Below are 567 nucleotides of genomic sequence, written 5' to 3'. Positions count from 1 at the left end.
CTGACGCCCTGGTCGGCGCTGCCCGACCCGGACGCGCAGTGGCCCGGCCTGGGCGGCGACCACGACTGCGTGAACGCCACTTCCACCGTGCCCGGTTTCACCGACCTCACCGCCCGCGCCTCGGCCGCCCGCTACGTGTGGGACCTGGCCCGCCGCGAGGACAGCCTCTGGGCGGTCCCGCTCGGCGCGGACGGCGTCACCGGGTCGCCCCACCACCGCGACCAGCTCCCGTGCTGGGCCCGGTGCGAACTCGTCCCCGTCGTCACCGACTGGACCCGCCTCACCAAGGAATCCGTATGACCAGCAGCAGCGCGTCCGCCTCCGGCGCCGCCACCCGGCAGCCCGTGTACTCCCAGCGCGTCGAGGGGCTCGGCACGATCACCCTCACCCCCGTCGACCCGACCGCCGACGCCGCGCTGATCCACTCCTGGGTCACCGAGGAACGGGCCCGGTTCTGGGGCATGCGCGAGGCCGGTCTCGAACTCGTCCGGGAGATCTACGAGGACCTCGACCGCCGCACGACCCACCACGCCTTCCTCGCGCGGCGCGACGGCGAGCCCGTCGGGC

The 567-nt window shown here is 74.8% G+C and carries 2 protein-coding genes; both read left to right on the top strand.

The features are described from left to right. On the top strand, window positions 1-300 hold a 300-nt coding region (locus G3I78_RS47165), incomplete at its 5' end, for a penicillin acylase family protein (protein ID WP_164436774.1). Further along, window positions 297-567 (top strand): GNAT family N-acetyltransferase (locus G3I78_RS47160; protein ID WP_164436772.1); only part of this gene is annotated, 271 nt, incomplete at its 3' end. The genes G3I78_RS47165 and G3I78_RS47160, both read left to right, overlap by 4 nt.

The sequence above is a fragment of the Streptomyces sp. SID13726 genome (assembly GCF_010548375.1).
Classification (GTDB): Bacteria; Actinomycetota; Actinomycetes; order Streptomycetales; family Streptomycetaceae; genus Streptomyces.
This window is presented reverse-complemented; position numbering and strand designations above follow the sequence as displayed.